Origin of the sequence: Parapedobacter deserti, assembly GCF_042646065.1 — a bacterium.
GTDB classification, from domain to species: Bacteria; Bacteroidota; Bacteroidia; order Sphingobacteriales; family Sphingobacteriaceae; genus Parapedobacter; species Parapedobacter deserti.
Genome location: NZ_JBHRTA010000038.1, coordinates 670,457 through 687,249, shown reverse-complemented (window position 1 = coordinate 687,249; position 16,793 = coordinate 670,457). Strand labels below are relative to the sequence as shown.

The 16,793-nt window shown below is 52.1% G+C and carries 18 protein-coding genes; 7 read left to right on the top strand and 11 right to left on the bottom strand.

The window, feature by feature from the left end; genetic code table 11:
* The first annotated feature begins 24 nt into the window (after positions 1-24).
* Positions 25-399 (top strand): helix-turn-helix domain-containing protein, encoded by a 375-nt coding sequence (locus ACFOET_RS15550; protein WP_379024303.1) that lies wholly within the window; start codon positions 25-27, stop codon positions 397-399.
* Between the two features lie 298 nt (positions 400-697).
* On the opposite strand, the gene ACFOET_RS15545 is transcribed toward ACFOET_RS15550, so the two are convergent.
* The 3 genes from ACFOET_RS15545 to ACFOET_RS15535 form a co-directional block, all read right to left on the bottom strand.
* The gene (locus tag ACFOET_RS15545) at positions 698-1,384 is read right to left on the bottom strand and encodes an ATP-dependent Clp protease proteolytic subunit (protein ID WP_379024301.1); all 687 of its coding nucleotides are present in this window, start codon (positions 1,382-1,384) and stop codon (positions 698-700) included.
* Positions 1,385-1,469: 85 nt separating this feature from the next.
* Entirely contained in the window at positions 1,470-1,739 is a 270-nt protein-coding gene (locus tag ACFOET_RS15540; RefSeq protein WP_379024299.1) for a hypothetical protein, read from the bottom strand.
* Positions 1,720-2,259, bottom strand: coding sequence for an RNA polymerase sigma factor (locus tag ACFOET_RS15535; RefSeq protein ID WP_379024297.1), 540 nt, complete (start codon positions 2,257-2,259; stop codon positions 1,720-1,722). The genes ACFOET_RS15540 and ACFOET_RS15535 overlap by 20 nt, the downstream gene beginning before the upstream one ends.
* A 326-nt stretch (positions 2,260-2,585) precedes the next feature.
* On the opposite strand from ACFOET_RS15535, the gene ACFOET_RS15530 reads away from it, so the two are divergent.
* The gene (locus tag ACFOET_RS15530; protein ID WP_379024295.1) at positions 2,586-3,704 is read left to right on the top strand and encodes a glycosyltransferase; all 1,119 of its coding nucleotides are present in this window, start codon (positions 2,586-2,588) and stop codon (positions 3,702-3,704) included.
* Between the two features lie 77 nt (positions 3,705-3,781).
* On the opposite strand, the gene ACFOET_RS15525 is transcribed toward ACFOET_RS15530, so the two are convergent.
* The 3 genes from ACFOET_RS15525 to ACFOET_RS15515 form a co-directional block, all read right to left on the bottom strand.
* Positions 3,782-4,387, bottom strand: coding sequence for a DUF4142 domain-containing protein (locus ACFOET_RS15525; RefSeq protein WP_379024293.1), 606 nt, complete (start codon positions 4,385-4,387; stop codon positions 3,782-3,784).
* Positions 4,388-4,450: 63 nt separating this feature from the next.
* Complete coding sequence (locus ACFOET_RS15520; RefSeq protein WP_379024291.1) at positions 4,451-5,074, bottom strand: hypothetical protein; 624 nt, start codon at positions 5,072-5,074, stop codon at positions 4,451-4,453.
* 28 nt (positions 5,075-5,102) lie between these two features.
* Positions 5,103-5,747: a hypothetical protein gene (locus tag ACFOET_RS15515; protein WP_379024289.1), complete on the bottom strand. Its 645-nt coding sequence runs from the start codon at positions 5,745-5,747 to the stop codon at positions 5,103-5,105.
* A gap of 399 nt (positions 5,748-6,146) precedes the next feature.
* Between ACFOET_RS15515 and ACFOET_RS15510 the strand changes: the two genes are divergently transcribed.
* From ACFOET_RS15510 to ACFOET_RS15490, 5 genes are all read left to right on the top strand, one after another.
* Positions 6,147-6,398: a hypothetical protein gene (locus ACFOET_RS15510; RefSeq protein ID WP_379024287.1), complete on the top strand. Its 252-nt coding sequence runs from the start codon at positions 6,147-6,149 to the stop codon at positions 6,396-6,398.
* Positions 6,399-6,408: 10 nt separating this feature from the next.
* Complete coding sequence (locus tag ACFOET_RS15505) at positions 6,409-6,801, top strand: hypothetical protein (protein ID WP_379024285.1); 393 nt, start codon at positions 6,409-6,411, stop codon at positions 6,799-6,801.
* A 12-nt stretch (positions 6,802-6,813) separates the two neighbouring features.
* Positions 6,814-8,583 (top strand): carbamoyltransferase family protein, encoded by a 1,770-nt coding sequence (locus ACFOET_RS15500; protein ID WP_379024283.1) that lies wholly within the window; start codon positions 6,814-6,816, stop codon positions 8,581-8,583.
* Positions 8,525-9,499, top strand: a complete 975-nt coding sequence (locus ACFOET_RS15495; protein WP_379024281.1) for a glycosyltransferase family 2 protein — start codon at positions 8,525-8,527, stop codon at positions 9,497-9,499. Before ACFOET_RS15500 ends, ACFOET_RS15495 begins: the two co-directional genes overlap by 59 nt.
* Positions 9,500-9,585: 86 nt before the next feature.
* Positions 9,586-10,599, top strand: coding sequence for a glycosyltransferase family 9 protein (locus ACFOET_RS15490; RefSeq protein WP_379024279.1), 1,014 nt, complete (start codon positions 9,586-9,588; stop codon positions 10,597-10,599).
* On the opposite strand, the gene ACFOET_RS15485 is transcribed toward ACFOET_RS15490, so the two are convergent.
* The 5 genes from ACFOET_RS15485 to ACFOET_RS15465 are packed head-to-tail and all read right to left on the bottom strand — an operon-like array spanning position 10,528 to position 16,604.
* Complete coding sequence (locus tag ACFOET_RS15485; RefSeq protein ID WP_379024277.1) at positions 10,528-11,646, bottom strand: glycosyltransferase family 9 protein; 1,119 nt, start codon at positions 11,644-11,646, stop codon at positions 10,528-10,530. The genes ACFOET_RS15490 and ACFOET_RS15485 overlap by 72 nt on opposite strands.
* A gap of 7 nt (positions 11,647-11,653) precedes the next feature.
* On the bottom strand, positions 11,654-13,141 hold the full coding sequence (locus ACFOET_RS15480; RefSeq protein WP_379024275.1) for a PfkB family carbohydrate kinase: 1,488 nt from the start codon (positions 13,139-13,141) through the stop codon (positions 11,654-11,656).
* The gene (locus ACFOET_RS15475; RefSeq protein WP_379024273.1) at positions 13,128-13,709 is read right to left on the bottom strand and encodes a D-glycero-alpha-D-manno-heptose-1,7-bisphosphate 7-phosphatase; all 582 of its coding nucleotides are present in this window, start codon (positions 13,707-13,709) and stop codon (positions 13,128-13,130) included. Before ACFOET_RS15475 ends, ACFOET_RS15480 begins: the two co-directional genes overlap by 14 nt.
* A complete protein-coding gene (locus ACFOET_RS15470; protein WP_379024271.1) occupies positions 13,696-15,612 on the bottom strand; it encodes a glycosyltransferase in 1,917 nt (638 codons plus the stop codon). The genes ACFOET_RS15475 and ACFOET_RS15470 overlap by 14 nt, the downstream gene beginning before the upstream one ends.
* An 11-nt stretch (positions 15,613-15,623) precedes the next feature.
* Complete coding sequence (locus ACFOET_RS15465; protein WP_379024269.1) at positions 15,624-16,604, bottom strand: glycosyltransferase; 981 nt, start codon at positions 16,602-16,604, stop codon at positions 15,624-15,626.
* Between the last annotated feature and the right edge of the window lie 189 nt (positions 16,605-16,793).

Genomic DNA, 16,793 nt, shown 5'->3' with positions numbered 1-16,793 from the left:
AATGATATGTGATTTATTTTCACAATGAATTATTTTTCAAAAAATATAAAGTTCCTCCGGGAGGCGCAAAAATGGGGTCAGGCGGAATTGGCCAAGCGGCTGGATGTGTCGCGTGATAATGTAGCGTCTTACGAACGGGGATCGATACCGAAGCTGGATGTGTTGGTAAGGATTGTGAATCTATTTCACGTAGACTTGCAGGATTTGGTCGAAAAGGACCTGGAAACGATTCCACCATCGGAATACACCCTTGCAGCCGAGCCGGGTTTGCCGTACCAACGTATGCCGAACAGCGACGACATAACGCTCGAATCCCTTCAAAAACTTATCAAAATACAGGAAAAATACATCAAGACATTAGAAGAGAAAATCGAGGCCGACGCTAAAGCTAAACGCTAGACACTTGGGAGCCTTCCGCAGTATCCACATAGACCATCCATAGATGACCTATTGTAAACTCACTAAGTAAAAGGTGGCTAGTACGTGGATGATATGTGGCTATTACGTGGCTAATAATAAGTGAGACTATCTCCCGACTTTCTCCCGCCATCTCCCGTGCTGGATGCGGGGCGTATGCGGGGCGTATGCGTGCAAAGGCAACATACGCCCCGCATCCGGCTCGCATACACGCCGCATTACGGCAGAAAAACGGCAGGCAAATCACCGAAAGAAGGAGGAAAAAAGGCGGAAGAAGGGCTCAGCCGCCCAACACTTCATCCACCATGCCGAACTCCCTGGCCTCGGCGGACGTCATCCAATGGTCACGGTCTGATAATTTGCCAACAACTTCATAAGCCTGCCGGCTATGGCTTGCTATGATCCGGTAAAGTTCCTGCTGCATCTTCAACGTCTGCCGGATGCTGATGTCCATATCTGCCGCTGTGCCCTGCATACCACCTGACGTCTGGTGGATCATCACGCGGGCATGAGGCAATGCGGCACGCTTACCGCTCGCGCCGGCGCACAGCAGCACCGCTGCCATGGACAGCGCGATACCGGTGCAGATGGTGGCGACATCGGGGCCGATGTACTGCATCGTGTCGTAGATACCGAGTCCGGCGTAGACCGACCCGCCCGGTGAATTGATGTACAACTGGATGTCTTTTTTGGGGTCTGCCGATTGCAGGAAGAGCAGCTGTGCCTGAATGATGTTGGCCACACGGTCGTCTACCGGTTCGCCGAGGAAGATGATTCGGTCTACCATGAGGCGCGAAAACACATCCATCTGGGCCACGTTGAGCTGCCGCTCTTCGGTGATGTAAGGCGTCATGGCCACCGGCCAGGCTCCGAATGATGCCCTTGAGACGTATTGGTCTACATACATGCCGTTGATGCCGTGGTGCTTCACGGCATACCGCCGGAATTCATTGCTGTTGATCGTCATATCATTTATTCGTTAAATATAAACATACTCGTCCCTGCACACCCATCCGTGGGCATGTGACTTCCTTTTATGAAACCAATCAGGGTTACTTGCCAAAGAAGCCCAGCACCTTATGGCGGAAAGAGCGATGCTGTGGCGCGGTAAACAGTGTCAGGTGCAGCTGTTCCAACTCTGTCCGGAACTGCGCGCGGCCGAATTCACGGATGACTGCATAGGTTTTACTTTGCCAGTAAGCATCCTCACGCAAATCAGGATCCACCAGTAAGCTGGCTTGAAACAGTGCCTGCTCCGTACCGGGCGCCCGCCCCAGCAGGCAGTCTTCCATAAACTGAAATTTATCCGACGAAGTCTTCATACTGGAGTGATTTTTCTTTGACAACTCGCCTTACTTTCTCCAGGCATTTGAATTTCTGCACGGTTGCCGACCGTGTGCCGGAAAAACCGAAGCGTGTGGCTACCTCTTCCATGGCCAGCTTTTCATAGTAAAATGCAGTAAGCAACTCCATGCATTTCCGCCCTGCCGCATTCAAGATCCGCGCCACACGATTTACGACACGATCCGCTTCTGGGGTGCTGGCATCATCGGCCCATTCCGGACTGCTCCCGTCATCGTTATAACTGCCCATCAACTGATCAAGTGAGGCATACCGCAGGTTTTCCTTATATCGCTTGGTCCACAGGTGCCTTGCCACGCCATACACATAGGCGGCTTCGCTTCGCTGCAGGGTCAGCTGCCGGTCGCGTGCTTTTTCGTAATAAATCAGCAAAGCGTCGTGGAAAACGTCTTTGGCTTCTTCAAAAGTGCCACCTCTCCTGGCCACGTGGCGCGCTACGACAGGAAAAATACACTGATAAAGGGATTCCAATAATGCCATTGTTGCTATATTTTATTATCATGTGCTACTATCCGAGGAAATATCACCCAAATTTATTGTATATTTACAAAAATTCGCAGTCGCAATTTCCCATCCAAACAATAATCCGGCTGCAGTGTTAGCTCGTATACAGCAGGCAAGTGTACGGTAGATGCTGCGCAGGTACAGTGGCCGCTTACATTAAACAGGATATTGATAATTCTTAGCTGATGAGACTAGCATATGTTTCTACCTGCCGACCCAGGGAATGTGGTCTGGCCACGTTTAACGAAAATTTAGTTCAAGCAATAAACCAGCATATTCCTTTTTCGGAATCCGGTAGTTTCATGGTCGCACTTAACGATTCGGACGACAAATACCAGTATGACTATGACGATCGCGTAAAGTTTGTCATCAGCCAGGAGCGGCTTACTGACTATCAAGCGGCGGCATCGTTCATCAATCGGAGCGGTGCAGATTTATGCTGCATCCAACATGAGTTTGGCATATTCGGCGGCCGCAATGGCGATTATCTGCTAGCGCTGACGCGTGCGTTGCGAGTGCCTTACACGGTCATCTTCCATACCGTGCTTGAACACCCGGACCCAATGCAACTCTCGATTACCAGGAAGCTTGCCGACAAGGCGGCTAAAGTAATCGTGATGAGCAATAAGGCCGTGCAGTTGCTGCGCGACGCATATCGCATTCCGCTTGGCAAGATCGTATCCATACCTCACGGCGTACCTGATTTCGAAAAACCCGATATGCAGGCAACCAGACGCGAACTGGGCCTTCCCAGCGGCAATATGCTGCTCACATTTGGCTTACTCGGACCCAACAAAGGACTGGAAACGGCCATCAAAGCCCTGCCAGCCATCCGAGAGCAGCACCCTGATGTCAAGTACGTCATCCTCGGCAAAACCCATCCCGGCGTATTGAAGCATTTGGGAGAGGACTATTGCGACGGCCTGAAGCGGCTAGCCATGGAGATCGGTGTATCCGAAAACCTGTTGTTTATCTCTAAGTTTGTGGATGAAAAACAGCTACATGCTTATCTAACCGCATGCAACATTTACTTGACGCCTTATCCAAACGTTGCACAGATTACCAGCGGCACACTGTCTTACGCGGTGGGTGCAGGTGCTGCAGTGGTATCGACGCCTTACTGGCATGCCAGTGAACTGCTTCAAGGAAATCGCGGGAAACTGTTCAGCTTTAATGACCACGGCCAACTCGCTGCCGTCGTCAACGATTTGCTGAGTAATCCCGTTGAATTGAATAAACTGAAGCAGAATGCGTTCCGATACGGGCTATCACTGCGTTGGCCAAGAATCGGCAAGCAATATACCCGGTTGTTTAAAGCCCATATTAAAGCACGGGAGGAATCGTCCATGCTCTCGGATAATACACTCATGCGGGTTACTTCGTCCCTCACGCGGCCGCTGTCCTGGAAGACCTATTCATAGCAAAAACCCGAAGGCTGTAATACCTCCGGGTTAGATTTGTATACGGGTCTTGCCGATAACGCGATGTTAGCGATTTCCTACGGCATAATCCGTCGCTGGATCATAGCTGAATCAACTGGACTAATCGAATCCCGTATAGCCTTTGCTTCTTCGTGGTGCTTTTTCAATATCGGAAGCGTTTTGGAAGCAAAAGCCTTCAGATCCGCATTTTGCGCATCTGATGCAGCATCTTCAAACAACGACACTACCTTATCATGGTCGTCGACCATCGCGTCCATGTACTCTTTGTCGAATTCGGCACCAGATCGCTCCCGGAGTTTGCGTTGCTTATCTACCTGGTCTCTGCTGATGGCCGGAGGCAGGGTAATATTATGCCTCGTGGCGATGGTCATCAGCTCATCATTGGCTTTCTGGTGGTCGTTGACCATCTTCTTGGCAAAATCCTTGACCCGTTGACTTTCGGCCTTTTCCATGGCCAGTTTACCTAATTCGACTTCTGCCAGACCGGCATCGGCCGCTTTAACGGCGAAATCGGCATCATCACTGTTGGCCATTGCGGTTGTATCGTTTACGTCTTGCGCTTGCTCTATACTGTCGTCGGCGGTACGCCTACCGGTATTATCGCATGCTGCCATCAATACCGCTGATGCCAACATTAGTCCAAAAAAATGAAATGTTTTCATAATATACTCCAATTTTTGATAAGTTTCTTAATTACTGGATACGCGGCAACTCGTGCGGAACTATCATGGTTCTTTTACCAAACCCGATACTAAGCTTTTCCACTGGGGATAAGAAAGCCCTAGCTTAGCACCGCCCCCCACGAGTGTGTTCCTCACATTGTCTACCGTTGATTCGGTATCGGTATTAGCCACTTCATTCCTTCCATGGTAGCGGGCGATCACCTCCTTTCCTTTCCGTTCAAGGACGAGTGTTGAACTTGCTGCATCATCGAAAAAATGCGCCGTATCGTCATTAGGCTTCAACGGATTTGCCGTCGGCCTAAGCGTTATGGCGCAGTAATCTGCCCCACCCGCGTCCTGCTCCACGATATCTTCAACGACTACCCAGTCATATCCGTCGCCTGCTGTGGGCCCTGGCCCCGGAATATCAATCCGCACCTTGTCGCCCTTCGATGGCATCGATTTAATGGCTTCCCCACCATGCGCATCGGTGAGTACAAATGTGGCAATGGGCACTTCTGCGACCTCATGCCAGTGATTGATATCAAACAGCCGGCGCCTCGCCAGCCCGAAAAAATCGGCTGCGCGCCGCTCGTCCGGCAGGCTGATGCTAGATTCGACGTCAACCTGTTTGCCCGTATGTTGCGGAGGTGTATCCGCGGGTGCACTTGTCTTATGGTCAGCCATAGATGTATTCCCTGATTTATTTTATTAACTATCCCGTTGTTTCAGTCGGGTCATCGGATTGAATCTGTTTATCGCCTAACGGATCGCGCTCATCGACCGGGGGTACATCTTCCGGTTCCAAAGGTCGATTGGGATCATCCCCAATTGGCTCGTCGTCATCTCGCCGCGGATCGTCAAATGGCGGAAGTTCAGCGTCCGTGTCGTCATCTTCATCCTCAGGACCTCCATTTTGCTCATCAGCAGTTGCGGATACCGGATTGCGCTCTCCCCCTGAATCGTCCCTTACTGGATATCCCTCTTCGTCCAAGTCGCCCCGTTCATCTTCTGGAGTAGCAGCAAGACGTTCGTCTACTGCGTCAAGCTGTCCGAGCTGGTCATCGACGACCGAATCCAGCTCCTCCAATTCACCTTCGAGTTCGCCTTTTTTGTCACGGTATTCACCAGACGTGTAAGGATTTTCTTCGTCGTACGTTGAGTTGTCGTCTTCTCCTCGGGGGGCGGCGGTATCATATGGCTCCGGGTGCTGGTACTCAGTATTGGCCGTCTCCGATTCAAGCTCGAAACTGTCTTTGTCTTCGTTGAATTGCAGGTTCTCGCCCGTCGGCTCACGGGTTTCATCGGTGTCCTCCACATCCAGTGGGACTATCGGAGGGCTTTTTTTATTGTCAGTCATAAAATCTCCTTTTTTTGTATCTCTTTCTATTGAAGATAAAACATCATATATTGAGCCATTCGCGAAATACCGATGCACACGATGCTATTCAGCAGGTTCAATAAGCAGCGTCCGCATCTGCATAAAGTATACAGGACATGACTGTTTGTTTTTGTGGTTTGGCTGTTTGCTAAAACGAACACCTTGTTAAGCAATATGCGAGTTTACCCGGACGGTCTAGCTAATTAGGGACGCACTATGTTATGCTATATATAGCATACGACAGCTTACGATTCAATTTTTCCAGTAAAAAGCAGGGTTTGTACCGGCGGATGCTAAAACCAAACCGATCATGGCATCGTCTGTGCAGGTATCAGCATAGTTTATATGATTGATAATTAAATAAAAGGAGAACTAATTATGCTACAGCACGAAAATCCGCAACGCCAAGAAGGCCAAACTACAAAAGCCATTGAAGAACAAACCGCAAAGTTGCCGTCGCAACTTTTTCTATATGCTGCCTTGGGATCAATGGCTGTATCGCTCGCCTTGAAATGTGCCGGTCATAAACACACGGCGCTGTTCGTGGGACAGTGGGCAGCTCCGTTCCTGTTATTGGGTACCTATAACAAAATTGTAAAAACCCAGGGTCACGACCAACACGACAGGTAAACCACATCGTATGGCTAATGCTTCACAACATGGGGTATTGAGCGGTGTGTTTCTGTTTCAAGGCGCGTATTTCGTTATCACCGGCCTCTGGCCGGTGCTTAATATGCCCAGTTTTATCGAAGCGACAGGACCCAAACAGGACACCTGGCTCGTAGAGATGGTCGGCCTGCTGGCCACTTCCATTGGAGTTTCCTTCATTGTGTCCAGTGTCCGTAAGGAGCGCCTGCCATTGGTGCTGGCTTATACGGCGGCGGTGAGTTTCCTCGTCATGGATTTGATATATGTGATGAGCGGGACTATCAGCCGTGTATACCTTATCGATGCAGCTGTCCAATTCATTTTCATTATGTTCGTGACCGTTTTTGTTGTCAGAAAAGCACAAAAAGCACAGCGGCACGGTTAAAACCCAGATTTTATGTATACGCTAGGGATAAATGCCGTTTTCCACGACTCATCGGCTTGTATCATTAAAGATGGTGAGTTGCTCGCGGCTGCTGAAGACGAGCGGTTTACTCGTATCAAACACGGGAAACGGCCCATTCCATTTTCCACTTATGAGCTGCCCTTCCATGCCATCGACTATTGTCTTCGGGTTGCCGGGATCCATCTCAACGACGTAGACCATGTGGCCTATTCATTCGACCCGTATCTTTTGGACAATGAAGGGCAGACTGGAAAAAGCGCGGTTTCCATACCTCTGCGTCTGACCGATTGGGATGCGAACGACCAACCTTGGCAAGGGCTGTTCCTGTCGTCGATTATCAACGCACCTGGACAATTGGCAGATGGATACCCACATCACCTGCAAAAGCGCTTCAGGGGTGCGGACCCGGCTCACTGGGAGTGGCACTTCGTGGAGCACCACCTCTCTCACGCAGCCAGTGCTTACCTGCCAGCGCCGTTTGACGATGCCGCTATAATGGTGTTGGATGGCCGCGGCGAACTGGCCACAACGTCGTATCACATAGGACAAAACCACAACATCACCCGCATTGGGCAGGTGAACCTTCCGCATTCCCTGGGCCTGCTCTATGAGGAAGTAACCACCTATCTGGGCTTCCTTCATTCTTCGGATGAATATAAAGTGATGGCGTTAGCTTCATACGGCAAACCTACTTTCGTCGAGGATTTCAGAGCAATGGTCGTTATGGCTGGGCCCGGAGATTATCGTATCGAACATACACGGTTAGCGGAGCGTTTCGGACCACCGCGGCTACGGCACGAACCATTTACGAACCACCACTTTGACATTGCCCGTTCGCTTCAATATGTACTGGAAGAGACCGTGCTTGAGCTCGTGCACTGGCTGCACAGGGAAACGAAACAGCCCAACCTGGTCATGGCGGGGGGAGTGGCGCTGAACTGCGTGCTCAATGCACGGATCCGCGACGACGGTCCGTTCAATGAGGTGTGGGTACAGCCTGCGGCGGGAGATTCAGGCACGGCATTGGGCGCAGGTCTTTGGGTTGACAGCCGCATCCGGAACACTGACAAAAAAATGTTTACAATGGACCACGCCTATTGGGGTCCTTCTTATAGTGATGACGAAATTGCCGAGTTCCTCGAAAAAGCTAAGGTACCCTACACGCGCCTGGAAAACATCGCAGAAGAGACCGCGCAATTGCTTGCCGATAACCGGATTGTCGGTTGGTTTCAGGGTGCCATGGAATACGGACCCCGCGCATTGGGCAGCCGCTCCATTCTGGCATCACCCGTGCTGCCGGATATGCAGGTGTGGCTCAATGAGGTAAAAGACCGCGAAGATTTCCGTCCAGTGGCGCCTGTGGTAACCGAAGAAGATGCACCGCGCTGGTTTACGGACGCCCGGCAATCGCCGTTCATGCTGTTTGTAAACGATGTAGCGCCGGACAAGGCAAGCTTGATACCCGCGGTGAAACATGTGGATGGAACGGCGCGCATCCAGACGGTCAACCGTGCGCAAAATCCGTTGTACTATGACCTGTTGAAAGCCTTCGAGCGGATCACCGGCATACCGGTATTGATTAATACATCATTCAATACCGTGGGCAGGCCTATTGTATGCAATCCCCGGGACGCCATCGAGTGCTTTTGGACGTCACCGTTCGACGTATTGATTATCGGTTCCTTTTTGATTTCAAAGCAATATGGAAACAAGGATATCAGTAGTCATTCCCACCTACAGACGGCCCCGGCTTTTAGTTAAGTGCCTGGAGGCGCTGCATGGGCAAACGCTGGAGGAGAAGGCGTTCGAAGTTATTGTGGTCAGCGATGGCCCCGACGCAGCTACCGCTGATGCGGTAGCCAGGTGGCATGCGGGCAGAGCCGATGCGAAATTCCGCTTTATATCAACCTCCATAAAAAAAGGACCTGCCGCCGCACGCAATGCCGGTTGGCGTGCTGCTGAAGGGCAGCTCATTGCTTTCACCGATGACGATTGCCTGCCCCACCCCGAATGGCTGGAAACACTGGTGCACCACTTCGGCGGGCAGCCACATTTCGCCATGACAGGCTATGTACAGGTACCCATCCCGCAACGACCAACCGACTTCGAGTGGAATACCGCGCAGCTGCAAACGGCCGAATTCGTGACTGCCAATTGCTGCTGCACAAAAGATGCCCTGACGGCAGTCGGCGGTTTTGACGAGCGGTTCGGTATGGCTTGGCGCGAAGATAGCGACCTGCAATTCAAGTTCATTTCTTGCGGCATTCCAGTGGTCCACGTCAGCAATGCCGTCGTAAAGCACCCGGTGCGCCAAGCACCTTGGGGCATTAGCCTAAAGGAGCAAAAGAAAGGACTGTACAATGCGTTGCTTTATAAAAAATATCCCCGTCTGTACAGGGAAAAGATCCAGAAGCATCCGGCCTGGCAATACTATATCACCGTGTCCCTGTTCTTGGCGTTATGCATTACACTGTTCCTAGGTTTCCGCACGGTAACCGAAGTTGCATTCCTGGGGTGGCTGCTGTGTGTAGGCGGCTTTGCATGGAAACGCCTCCGCGATAAAGATAAATCTGTGCGTCACGTAACTGAAATGGTATTTACCTCCTTGTTTATCCCCTTCCTTTCCATTTACTGGCAGTGTTACGGTGCCTTTAAATACCGTGTGCTCTTACTTTAATCGGGTGCTTTTATTTTAAGCGCGCGCTCTTACTTCAATCGCGCGCTCTTACTTTAAACGAATTCCCTTACTTTAATTTTTCCACTATGCATATTGATGACATCCACAAAATAGCGATCTTCAGGGCCTTGCATTTAGGCGATCTCTTATGTGCCATCCCTGCGTTGCGGGCGTTGCGCCACCGATTGCCACAGGCGTCTATCACATTGGTGGGATTGCCGTGGGCCGAACAGCTTGTACGCCGATTCCCGATGTATATCGATCGGCTGGAAATTTTTCCCGGCTACCCGGGTCTCCCTGAGCAACCCTATTCTGTGCATGAACTGGCTGCCTTCATCGGTCGTATGCAGACCGAACGTTTCGACCTGGCACTGCAGATGCAGGGAAACGGAACGTTGGTGAACCCGCTGGTGGAATTATTCGGAGCTAATCACACTACTGGATTCTTTACACCCGGAGTTTACTACCCGAAGAACGGCCTGTTCATTAGGTACCCAACGCATGTACACGAAGTATGCCGCAACCTGCTGCTGTTGCAACACTTGGGAGTACCGCACCAAGGCCTGGATTTGGAGTTCCCGCTAAACGAACAGGACTACGCGGAAGCCGAAGCGCTGGCCCTGCCTACCCAACCCGGTCAATATGTCTGCATCCATCCCGGTAGTCGGGCGGCGTGGCGGCGGTGGCCTCCCAACGCATTTGCCATCATGGCCGACCGGTGTGCTGCGCTGGGCTACGATGTGGTTATTACCGGTACAGCCGAAGAGCTGCCCCTGGCAAGCGCAGTAGCCCAGGCCATGCATCATACACCGATCATCGTTGCGGGTACAACGTCACTGGGTGCTATGGCTGCGCTGATTAAGCAGTCGAAAGCGATCGTTTCCAACTGCACAGGCGTATCCCACCTTGCTTCAGCCTTGGGTACTCCCGGCGTTATCATCAGCATGGACGGCGAACCAAACAGGTGGCGGCCACTCAACAAGTCGACGCTGGCAATGATTGATTGGAATATGACCCCTGATCTGGCTTTAGTCGAAAAAACGCTGATGGACAGGCTGTCCAACCCCTCGCCCATCGAGCATCACATCGATTGCGCCTAAAAGTTCATCGATGGTGGGTAGGCCTGTCTTCTGCCCGTTGTACAGCGCACGATCTACATAACGTACCACTTCATTCCGGCTCTTCTGTCGTTCGTCCAACACACTGTACGAGAAGAGCATATGGGGGCACCGCCATGGGGTGTGCTGCGGATTAGTTTGTGCGTATAGTACAACCAATGGCCGTCCGAGCGCTGCTGCCAAGTGAATAGTGGCTGTGTTGACTGACACAACGAGGGCCGACCGGCGTATGGCCGCGGCAAACGTCGTCACGTCTAATAACCCTGCTACCGAGAACGCCCCTTTCCCACAGGCCTGCTGTAACCGATCCGTAAGGGCTGCTTCTCGGGTGTTGCCGGTGAACAGCACCTGAACAGGACGGCTGGCTATCAGCTGCCGCGCCAAGGCAATCCAACGTTCGGCTGGAAACGCCCGCTTAGGTTCACTTACCCCTGCATGAAAGATCACGAATGGGCAATCCCATTCTACACCGGCTCGCGCAAGTTTCGCCTTGGCGATGCCGTCCGCTTCGGGGGGTAGCGCAATGGTGATTCGGTCATCAAAGGAATACGCACCGATTTTTTCGACCAGGTCAAGGTCACGCACCACCTGATGCCTGATATGTGTGTATGGTTCGTTGTCCGGCACCCAATGCGTAAGCAACTGATAAGGGTTTTCACGGCAGTAAGCCAACCGCCGGGGGATTCCGGCCATCCATGCGATCATCGCTGTTGGCAGCGAGTTTTGGCTATATACCGTGAAAATGACACAGCCATCGAAATCTGATTTTTTAAGCCGGGCAGCAAGATCAGCTAAGGAAGCGGGATTGAGCGCTGACGCGTGCTTTACCCAGGGAAGGTCAGCCACCAAAGTTTCATCCACCTCCGGTAACAGGTTCGTAGCCTCGGCGCCGGCGGTAGATGTAAGCAAGGTAATTTTACTACCAAAACTCCGCTTTAGCGCCCGAATGGCCGGGCTGCTCATTAATACATCACCCATATTGTCTGGACGGATGACTAACAAGTTTTTGCAGGTACTCCAGCTTTCCATACGCGCTCTAAATGATGGCTTTGTTGACGTGCGTATGCTCGTAGATTTGACGTATAAGTTGGGTAGTAGAGCGGTTGGCCGTCAATGGGATCAGCTGGACGCGTCCGCCAAGCGATTCCACAAGCTCTTTTTCGGGAAGTTCCTCAATGCGGTAGTCCTCACCCTTGGCAAATACATCCGGGCATAATGCGCGGATGAGTACCGCCGGCGTGTCGTCTGCGGGATCGCCGAAGACCACCAGGTGGTCTATACAACCCAAACCAGCCAATACCGATAGCCGCTCGGCCAAACCATTGATCGGCCGCTCACTACCCTTTAACCGTCGGATGCTGTCGTCGTTGTTGACGCCGACAACGAGCACATCGCCAAGCTTTTTGGCTAACCTCAAATAATTGACATGTCCGCTGTGCAGAATATCAAAGCAGCCGTTGGTAAACACTACGCGACGACCTTTGCTCCGATGAAACATACCGATTTCCCTCAACCGTGTCAAGGAAGTGACGAGCTTCTGATCGTTGTCCAGCTTGGCCAGCAGTTCGAGCCGTCCACACAATGAGGTTGCTTCCTTTTCGATTGCCACGGTAGCCGCGGCTGTGGCCAGCGTTGCTGTGCGCCCGGCATCGGCGCCCGAGAGCAGGGCTAGTGTGCAGGCGCTGACAAAAGTATCGCCGGCACCACATACATGCGGCGTAGTCACCGGGATGGCTCCCATGTGGAATACTAACTTCCCTTTTTCGAACCATAGAGACCCGTCTCTATCCAGCGTGAGCACCGTCCACTGTGCATTGGTTTTCTGATAAAGCGCTTTGCCACATGTTTCCAACAGCCTTTTCCGGTCTTTCGCGCCCTTCTCCTGGCCCAGCAGGCGCATCGCTTCGCCATAGTTGGGTTTAACCAACGTAGGAGCGATTTTTCTGAACAGCGACAGCCGTTTTGAGTCTACGGCAATGAATTTCGGTTGTGACTGCTTCATTCGGAAAAGGCTATCGATTACCGGGAGTGTTACTACACCCTTGTGGTAGTCGGCCACCACAATCCCATCGCACGTATCGAAGTGCTGCTGGAGATATCGGATAAGCTGCTGTTCGGAGTCGGCAGAGATTGTGGTATCATCTCCGCGATCTAACCGTACCAACGGGTGGCCATCGGCCGATACGCGTGTTTTAACAAGGGTTGCACGCCCGGGTTGCCGCACGAGGTATTCCGGGGAAAACCCCGCCTCTACGGCCAGGGAGCAGGCAAGGTGGGCATCTCGGTCTTCTCCAATGACCGAACATAGAACTACTTCGGCACCCAATGCACTGAGGTTAGCTGCGACATTGGCCGCGCCGCCCAGCACCCGCCGGTCTGACCGGATATCCACCACCGGCACGGGAGCCTCCGGTGACAGCCTGGTACTATCCCCCTCAATGTATTCATCGATCATGAAATCGCCAACCACCAGTATTCTCTTTTGGTTGAACCGTTCTGTGAATTGCCAATTATACTTCTCCATTGCGGGTAAATTTTATGATTAAGTTTGCAGCCTCTCCAAAGTCGTCGGCAATGAAGGTAGGACACTGATGATCCGTTGATATTTTCGCCCTTTCATGCTGTGCGCAGTCAACCAACACCGTTTTACAACCTGCGCGGTTGCCGGCTTCTACATCGTCGAGGATATCGCCTACCATCCACGATTGATCGAGGCGGACATCATTGTTCAGGGCAGCCTCAAGCAACATGCCAGGCATAGGCTTGCGGCAGTGGCACGCCTTGGCGTATACCGGCACGGACCCTTCCGGATGGTGCGGACAGTAATAAAATCCCGATAGTGCTATGCCATTGTTGCTGAGCAGGTGTTGCAGCCGGTCTTCCACTGCGGTCAATGCCTCCTCGGTGAAAAAACCTTTGGCGACGCCTGCTTGGTTGGTCACTACAAAGAACAAATATCCCAGCGAGCCAAGCCGTTGCAAGCCTTCTGCTACACCTTCAATCAGCTCGATTTTTGCCGGGTCGGCATTGTAAGGCACGTTGGTGATCAACGTGCCGTCCTTATCGAGGAATATTGCCTTATGGTGCCGCATGCTTATGTGATGTTTTGCCGTTTTTCCGAGCTGATATTTCGATGTTCTGAAGCAATGGCGATGCGCGTTGGCCGGCTGGTCGGTCTGTCAGCCCCCGCTCCACCATGCTGCAAAGTAAGTGGATGATATGAAGGTGCATTTCCTGAATGCGCTGCGTATTGCTGGACGGAATGACAATATTGATCGATCCTTTGGCTTTCGCTTGGCCGCCGTCTTTACCCAGCAAGGTGATGCACTCCATCCCCAGTTGTTTTGCCTTATCCATAGCTTTAAGGATATTGGCTGAATTGCCACTGGTGCTCAGGCACACGAGCACATCGCCGGGCCGGCCATAGGCAGCCACCTGGCGCGCAAAGACATCGGCGAAACACTCATCGTTTGACCACGCCGTCAGCATAGCGGTATCCGCAACCAGCGAAATGACAGGCAAGCCTTCTCTTTTCGGCATTTCGAAGCGTCCCAGCAGTTCGGCCGAAAAGTGGAGGCTTTCAGCAGCGCTACCGCCATTGCCACAGACCAAGACCTTGCCTCCCTTTTTGAAGGTGGCGGACAGGGTATCACCTGCGTGCAGGATGGCATCGGTGAGGCTCTCGGCCGATAACCGGAACGTATCTGCAGCCTCATAAAATGCGTCGCGGACGAACTGCCGGTTGTCGCCGACAGCTTCGGGTTGCTGGCTACCGAAGCGACGGTACACGACGTCCATCTGCTCAGCCACTCGTTTCCAGGTGAAACACTCGTTGACACGCGCTATTGATTTTTGCCGCATGGATCTGCGCAAATCGTTGTTTTTGAGGATCAATCCTGTTTTCCGGGCAAGAGCCTCCGGGTCTTTCGGGGGCACCAGAAAACCGGTCTTGCCATTGGCTACGCTGTATTGTATCCCGCCCACGTTGGCTCCGACTACAGGCGTGCCACAGGCCATTGCCTCCAGCGGCGTGATACCGAAGGGTTCATACCAAGGAGTTGAAACGAACACATCGGCTGCTGCGTAATAGTACTTCAATTGCTCTCTATTTTTACGGCCCTCAAAAGATACTGCATCAGCTATCCCCAGTGTCTCGGAAAGTTTCCTTAACCGCCTATATTCCTGGTCGGCATGGAGGTGTGCCTTTTCGTACTCGCCGCCGACGATCACCAATCGGGCGTCCGGCAGGTTTTTTTGCAACAGAGCCAGAGACTCGATGACCGTATCTATTCCTTTGCGCGGAACCATTCTTCCCAGTTGAAGAATGATTTTGCCCGTCGCAGGCAAATCCAGGAGCATCCGGGCATAGGCCTGATCGATTGGATGAAACTCATGCGGGCTGAAACCGCAGGGAATCATCGTAATTTTTCGGGCATCGGCGCGGTACAGCTCGGTCAGGTCAGCCTCGTCCTGAGGACATTCGGCAATGATGGCGTCTGCCGACTGCATAATCTGGGTTTCCACTTCACAGCGTTCGCTTGGAAATCTGTCGGTCTCGCGCTGGTGCATCAGCCTGACTTTGCCCAAGGCATGAAACGTAACGACAAAAGGGATGGCCAATCGCTCCTTGAGCAACATGGCCACATAGCCAGACATCCAGAAATTGGCGTGAAATAGCATGTACCGATACGGTTGGCTTTGCACGAATGCCTCCATCGATGCCGCAAATTCGTCCATGTATTGAAACAACTCCTCTTTGGGCAGTGGCTCAGCAGGCCCTGCATCTACGTGGACGACCCGGACACCGGAAAGCCAATGCACTTCGGCAGGCAGCTTCACTTCGTCTCGGCGTGTAAATATATCAACTGAGTAGCCTAACGACGCTAACTGCCGCGCAAGCTCTCCAACGTAGATGTTTTGCCCTCCGCTGTCCACACCGCCAAGCACGGCCAGTGGAGAGGCGTGTTCACTAATCAATGCGATCGTTCTGCTCATGATATGTTTGCTTAATTACCGTACGGCACTGCCGACGTTTGACCTTGGGCCACTTGGCGGAAGAGAGCTTCCCACTCGCCAACAAACCGTTGTATATTGAATCGGTCCGTTGCATACCGGCGTGCGTTGGCACCCATGACCGCGGCGTCGTCTTTGTTTTCCAGCAGAAAAGTCATATGCTCTTCCAACCTGTTCAACTCTAGCCCAAGAAATCCGTTGTACCCATTCTTGACGTGCATCACCATTTCAGTGGTAGCCAAACCAACGATAGGCATCCCATAGGTCATGGCCTCACAAACAGCCAGCCCCATGCTGGTATACCGGATAGGATTAAAGAAAAACCGGTACTTACCAGCGAACCCGGGCAATTGCGGATGCAACACCTCGGGCAACCCATATGGTTCTGCACCCATTCCCACGAGGTCAAGCGGAATACGTTTACGTAGCTCAAGAAAGAGGTCAAACCCCAGCATGCGCCCGCGTTTGGGCAAATTGTTAATCACCACCAGCCCACGTTCCATCTCGCCGGTATAAGTAGGGCCCCGATCGACGACACCATGCTCGATAACGTGTGTCTGAAGATCGCCGTTGTCCCACATCAAGTTATTGAAATGTGTGACGTGGACCAGCGTGACATCACCTCCGCAAGCCACGTGGCGGGTGTCTGTAGGATGCCCCCAGGGTGGATCATGCTGAAGAAAGATCTTGGGGAGTGCCCGCTGGTATTCTGACAATACTTCATATTGATCGCGCTCATAGTTACCGGACGTCTGGAACAAAATAACGTCAAATTCAAGGTTACGAATGTCGGCCAGACTGACTTCATGGACGTTATCCCCAAACGGGAAAGTGGCTCCTCTTCCGTAGTACCCTTCCGTACGCTCGTCATTGACCGGGATATACAGCTCGTAGTTTCCCTGGGATAGGTAAAACAGGTAGCTGCCGTGGATGTGCCATGTAAAAATCCGTAACCTTTTGTTAGTATGCATCATCTATCAAATTATTTGCGAGAAGCACTTATACGAGCTACCTTGCTATGCCACAATGGCATTGCGAGCGTTGTAGCGTTCAGTAAACCGTATAGTATCGAGGTTCAAGCGCTATACCACAGCGTCGGAATGCCATGCTAATATGCACCGGCAGTGTGGAAGGATCAGCTAAGACACTTATATATTGCAAGT

Excerpts from the sequence above, each read along its gene's own strand:
- ACFOET_RS15550 (WP_379024303.1), top strand. The coding sequence starts at position 25 with ATGAATTATTTTTCAAAAAATATAAAGTTCCTCCGGGAGGCGCAAAAA.
- ACFOET_RS15545 (WP_379024301.1), bottom strand. The coding sequence starts at position 1,384 with ATGACGATCAACAGCAATGAATTCCGGCGGTATGCCGTGAAGCACCAC.
- ACFOET_RS15540 (WP_379024299.1), bottom strand. The coding sequence starts at position 1,739 with ATGAAGACTTCGTCGGATAAATTTCAGTTTATGGAAGACTGCCTGCTG.
- ACFOET_RS15535 (WP_379024297.1), bottom strand. The coding sequence starts at position 2,259 with ATGGCATTATTGGAATCCCTTTATCAGTGTATTTTTCCTGTCGTAGCG.
- ACFOET_RS15530 (WP_379024295.1), top strand. The coding sequence starts at position 2,586 with ATGGTCGCACTTAACGATTCGGACGACAAATACCAGTATGACTATGAC.
- ACFOET_RS15525 (WP_379024293.1), bottom strand. The coding sequence starts at position 4,387 with ATGAAAACATTTCATTTTTTTGGACTAATGTTGGCATCAGCGGTATTG.
- ACFOET_RS15520 (WP_379024291.1), bottom strand. The coding sequence starts at position 5,074 with ATGGCTGACCATAAGACAAGTGCACCCGCGGATACACCTCCGCAACAT.
- ACFOET_RS15515 (WP_379024289.1), bottom strand. The coding sequence starts at position 5,747 with ATGACTGACAATAAAAAAAGCCCTCCGATAGTCCCACTGGATGTGGAG.
- ACFOET_RS15510 (WP_379024287.1), top strand. The coding sequence starts at position 6,147 with ATGCTACAGCACGAAAATCCGCAACGCCAAGAAGGCCAAACTACAAAA.
- ACFOET_RS15505 (WP_379024285.1), top strand. The coding sequence starts at position 6,409 with ATGGCTAATGCTTCACAACATGGGGTATTGAGCGGTGTGTTTCTGTTT.
- ACFOET_RS15500 (WP_379024283.1), top strand. The coding sequence starts at position 6,814 with ATGTATACGCTAGGGATAAATGCCGTTTTCCACGACTCATCGGCTTGT.
- ACFOET_RS15495 (WP_379024281.1), top strand. The coding sequence starts at position 8,525 with ATGGAAACAAGGATATCAGTAGTCATTCCCACCTACAGACGGCCCCGG.
- ACFOET_RS15490 (WP_379024279.1), top strand. The coding sequence starts at position 9,586 with ATGCATATTGATGACATCCACAAAATAGCGATCTTCAGGGCCTTGCAT.
- ACFOET_RS15485 (WP_379024277.1), bottom strand. The coding sequence starts at position 11,646 with ATGGAAAGCTGGAGTACCTGCAAAAACTTGTTAGTCATCCGTCCAGAC.
- ACFOET_RS15480 (WP_379024275.1), bottom strand. The coding sequence starts at position 13,141 with ATGGAGAAGTATAATTGGCAATTCACAGAACGGTTCAACCAAAAGAGA.
- ACFOET_RS15475 (WP_379024273.1), bottom strand. The coding sequence starts at position 13,709 with ATGCGGCACCATAAGGCAATATTCCTCGATAAGGACGGCACGTTGATC.
- ACFOET_RS15470 (WP_379024271.1), bottom strand. The coding sequence starts at position 15,612 with ATGAGCAGAACGATCGCATTGATTAGTGAACACGCCTCTCCACTGGCC.
- ACFOET_RS15465 (WP_379024269.1), bottom strand. The coding sequence starts at position 16,604 with ATGATGCATACTAACAAAAGGTTACGGATTTTTACATGGCACATCCAC.